The following is a 501-nucleotide window of genomic DNA, read 5'->3' as shown; positions in this document are numbered from 1 at the left end:
ACCGGCGACCGCGATCATGTAGCCGCCCGACGCCGCGACATCCTCGACGAAGACCAGTACCTTTTTGTTCTTTTCCGTGGCCAGGTCACGGATGCGCTTGAAGATCAGCCGAGACTGCACCGGCGAGCCGCCCGGCGAATTGATCGAGATGGCGACCGCCGGCGCGTCGTAGGAGAACGCCTTCTCGATGAGGCCGGCGGTGGAAGCCAGCGACAGGCTCGGCCGAAACTGGCCACCGCCTGCCATGATGGTGCCGTGCAGCCGGATCACCGGAATGGTGACGACGGTGGAGCGCCAGGATTTCGGCAGCAGGCGGTTGATAAGGCGTTTCACGAGGGCGCGGTCTCCGGTCGGTGGGTTGCAGGCATGTAGGGATTTCCCGGCCAACGGCAATGTCGCCGGGCAGAATAGCTCAATCTCCGAACAGCGAGGCGAGGCCGTTGGTGATCATTTCGCTGCGCTCGTCGGGGCCGTTGCCTGACTGCGTGTGGAGCATTAGGG

At 64.1% G+C, this 501-nt stretch carries 1 pseudogene; it reads right to left on the bottom strand.

Annotated elements, in window-relative coordinates:
• Positions 1-333: pseudogene (locus tag EN893_RS37400) on the bottom strand (S49 family peptidase); the annotation flags it as partial.
• Between the last annotated feature and the right edge of the window lie 168 nt (positions 334-501).

The sequence above is a fragment of the Mesorhizobium sp. M7A.F.Ca.CA.004.04.2.1 genome (assembly GCF_004022825.1).
Lineage (GTDB): Bacteria > Pseudomonadota > Alphaproteobacteria > Rhizobiales > Rhizobiaceae > Mesorhizobium.
The sequence above is the reverse complement of the archived record's forward strand: the minus strand, read 5'-3'. Positions and strand labels throughout refer to the sequence as shown.